The 3,224-nt window shown below is 72.8% G+C and carries 4 protein-coding genes and 1 pseudogene; 4 read left to right on the top strand and 1 reads right to left on the bottom strand.

Annotated elements, in window-relative coordinates; all coding sequences use genetic code 11:
* The 4 genes from D183_RS0108510 to D183_RS0108495 form a co-directional block, all read left to right on the top strand.
* Nucleotides 1-360, top strand: a 360-nt coding sequence (locus D183_RS0108510; protein ID WP_017908630.1) for a pyridoxal-phosphate dependent enzyme, incomplete at its 5' end; no start/stop codon positions are given.
* Complete coding sequence (locus D183_RS0108505; RefSeq protein ID WP_026144308.1) at nt 345-980, top strand: YdcF family protein; 636 nt, start codon at nt 345-347, stop codon at nt 978-980. The genes D183_RS0108510 and D183_RS0108505, both read left to right, overlap by 16 nt.
* Nucleotides 981-1,011: 31 nt before the next feature.
* A complete protein-coding gene (locus tag D183_RS0108500; protein WP_017908628.1) occupies nt 1,012-1,440 on the top strand; it encodes a ketosteroid isomerase-related protein in 429 nt (142 codons plus the stop codon).
* Between the two features lie 116 nt (nt 1,441-1,556).
* Nucleotides 1,557-3,071: an ArnT family glycosyltransferase gene (locus D183_RS0108495; protein WP_017908627.1), complete on the top strand. Its 1,515-nt coding sequence runs from the start codon at nt 1,557-1,559 to the stop codon at nt 3,069-3,071.
* Here the strand turns inward: D183_RS0108495 and D183_RS24315 are convergent.
* Nucleotides 3,039-3,224: pseudogene (locus D183_RS24315) on the bottom strand (malonyl-[acyl-carrier protein] O-methyltransferase BioC); the annotation flags it as partial. The gene D183_RS0108495 and the pseudogene D183_RS24315 overlap by 33 nt on opposite strands.

Below are 3,224 nucleotides of genomic sequence, written 5' to 3'. Positions count from 1 at the left end.
GCGCAGTTGCTGCTGGCCGAGCCGGCCGGCGCCGCCGACACCGCGCGCTCGCTGGCGGCCGGCGAGCGCCGCGTGGACATGGTCCCGGACACGCTCTGCGACGGCCTGCGCGGCACCCTCGGCGAACCCAACTTCGCCCTGCTGCACGGCCAGGCCGAGGTGCTGGTGGTGGAGGACGCGGCGACCGTGGCGGCGATGCGGCTGCTGTGGCAGGTGCTCAAGCAGGTGGTGGAGCCGTCCTCGGCGATCGCCCTGGCGGCGGTGCTGGCACAGCCGGCGCGTTTCGCCGGGCGCCGGGTCGGGGTGATCCTGTCCGGCGGCAACGTCGACCTGGACGCCTTGCCGTGGGGCGCGGCATGAGTGCGCGGGGCGGCTTCCGCTGGCTGCGCTGGCTGGTGCGCCTGGCGGCGCTGCTGGGGCTGTGGCTGCTGGGCGTGGCGATCTACATCGTCTGGGTCGGCGACCGCGACCAGGCGGCGCCGGCCGACGCGATCATCGTGCTGGGCGCGGCGGCCTACGATGCCAAGCCGTCGCCGGTGTTCGAGGAGCGCATCCGCCACGGCCTGGACCTGTATCAGCGCGGCTACGCGCCGACCCTGATCTTCACCGGCGGCTTCGGCAACGGCGCGCGTTTCGCCGAGTCGCAGGTGGCCCGGCGCTACGCGCTGCGCCACGACGTGCCGGCCGACGCGATCCTGATCGAGACGGTGTCGCGCACCACCCGGCAGAACCTGATCGAGGCGCGGCGGCTGATGCGCGAACACGGCCTGCACCGGGTGATCGTGGTCAGCGATCCGCTGCACATGGCACGGGCGCTGCGGCTGTGCCAGGAACTGCAGATCGACGCCCTGGCGTCGTCGACCCCGAGCAGCCGTTTCCGCAGCTTCCAGACCCGCTGGCGCTTCCTGCTGCAGGAGTTGTACTTCTTCCATCGCGACCTGCTGGAGCGGGGCGTTGAGCACGGCGGCGAGACCGTATGATGGGCCTTTCCACGGCCCGAGGGAGGCAGCCATGAGCAACCACGGAGTTCCTGCGCAGGACCAGACCATCGCCCTGGTGCAGGCCTATTACGCGGCGTTCAACCGCGGCGACTGGGACGGCATGCTGGGCATGCTCACCGACGATGTCGCCCACGATCTCAACCAGGGCGCGCGCGAGACCGGCAAGGAGGTCTTCGCCGCCTTCCTGCAGCGCATGAACGCCAGCTACCGCGAGCAGTTGCACGACATCGTGGTGCTGGCCGCGCAGGACGGCGGCCGTGCCGCCGCCGAGTACGTGGTGCATGGCGAATACCACCACACCGACACCGGCCTGCCGGAGGCGCGCGGCCAGCGCTACGTGCTGCCGGGCGGGGCGTTCTTCGACATCCGCGACGGCAGGATCGCCCGGGTGAGCAACTACTACAACCTGGAAGACTGGATCGCGCAGGTCTCCGCCTGAGCCGCGCGCCGGCCTGAGGCCGGCGCGTTCGCGCTGTCGCAAAACTGTCCGCCGGCCGTCATCTGCGGCCGCAGGCGCGGTGACTAAGGTCGCCGCGTCGACCGAGAGGACTGCCGATGCGCGCGCTGCTTCGTTCCCCGGCCGTCGCGGTGGCGCTGCTGGCCTGCACCCTCGCGCTGGCCCTGCTGGGCGCCCGCGGCATCTGGGATGCCGACGAGGGCCGCTACTCCAATGTCGCGCTGAACATGCTGCACAGCGGCGACTGGCTCACGCCCCGCCGCAGCGAGGACGTGGCGCACTGGACCAAGCCGCCGTTGACCTACTGGGCGATCGCCGCCAGCGTCGCCGTGTTCGGGCCGTCGCCCTGGGCGGCGCGGTTGCCGTCGGCGCTGTCCTACCTGCTGTGCGTGCTGCTGGTGTGGCGCCTGGCCGCGCGGCTGTTTCCCGAACGCCCTGAGCTGCCGGCGCAGGCGGCGCTGCTGTACGCGACCATGCTGGCCCCGTTCGGCGCGGCGCAATGGATTTCCACCGACTTCCTGCTCGCCGCCTGCGAGACCCTGGCGGTGTGGGCCTTCGTCGAAGCGCGGGCGCATCCGCCCGGACAGGGCAAGCGCTGGATCGCGGCGATGTGGGCCGGCTTCGCCCTGGCGTTCATGACCAAGGGCCCGCCTGGCCTGCTGCCGCTGCCGGCGCTGCTGCTGTTCAACGCGGTGACGCCCGGGCCGCCGCGGCGCGCGCTGCAGCTCTCCGGCATCGCCCTGTTCGTGGTGCTGGCGCTGCCCTGGTACCTGGCGGTGATCCACGGCCATCCGGGATTGCTGGAGTACTTCGTCGGCGACGAGGTGGTCAAGCGCGTGGCCAGCGATGCGTTCGGGCGCAACGCGCAGTGGTACGGCTGGGCGGTGGCGTATGCGCCGATCCTGGTCCTGGGCACGCTGCCGTGGACGCCGGCGCTGGCGCGTTGGGCCTGGCAATTGCCGCGGCAGCTGCGGCAGTGGTGGCGCGATCCGGCGTTGCGCCTGCAGCAGGCCGCGCCGCTGCTGCTGACCCTGTGGCTGCTGCTGCCGCTGCTGGTGTTGTGCCTGTCGCGCTCACGGCTGCCGCTGTACGTGCTGCCGCTGTTCGTGCCGCTGGCGTTGCTGGCGGCGTGGCAGCGCGCGCAGGAGGGCCGGGCGCCGTGGCGCTGGCCGTGGCTGCTGGGCTGGTGCGGATTGCTGCTGGCGCTCGAACTGGCCGTGGCGCTGCTGCCCACGCACAAGGATGCCGGCGCCTGGGCGCAGGCGATCGCGCAGCGTGCCGATGCGCCGGTGCGCGAGGTGGTGTTCGTCGAGGACATGGCGCGCTACGGCCTGCGCCTGGAGCTGGGCGCGCAGGTGCGCAAGATCCGCCTGGACCCGTTGCAGGACACGCCGCGCTTCGGTCCCGAATACGACGCCGATCTGCTCACGGTGTTGCGGCAACCGCGCGCCGGGCGGGTGTGGGTGTGCAAGCAGGAGGCCTGGCCGCAGGTGGCCGCGCGCATCGCTGCGCAGGGCGCGCAGGCGCAGGTGTTGGGGGCACCGTACCAGGGTCGGGTGCTGTTCCGGGTGCTGCCTGGCTCAGTCGCCGCGGCGGCGGATCGGGATCGCTGACAGCGGCACCGCGGCGATCTCGCCGCCGCCCTCGCGGATCGGCGCGCCCGGCGGCGGCGCCCAGGCGTGCGCGTAGATCACTTCCCACGTGCTGGGCAGGGTGCCGTCGGCGCCGCGCAGCGGCTCGTAGGCGGCGCTGGCGGCGGCGAAACG

It is taken from the genome of Xanthomonas sp. SHU 199 (assembly GCF_000364665.1).
GTDB classification, from domain to species: Bacteria; Pseudomonadota; Gammaproteobacteria; order Xanthomonadales; family Xanthomonadaceae; genus Xanthomonas_A; species Xanthomonas_A sontii.
This window is presented reverse-complemented; position numbering and strand designations above follow the sequence as displayed.

Excerpts from the sequence above, each read along its gene's own strand:
- D183_RS0108495 (WP_017908627.1), top strand. The coding sequence starts at position 1,557 with ATGCGCGCGCTGCTTCGTTCCCCGGCCGTCGCGGTGGCGCTGCTGGCC.
- D183_RS0108500 (WP_017908628.1), top strand. The coding sequence starts at position 1,012 with ATGAGCAACCACGGAGTTCCTGCGCAGGACCAGACCATCGCCCTGGTG.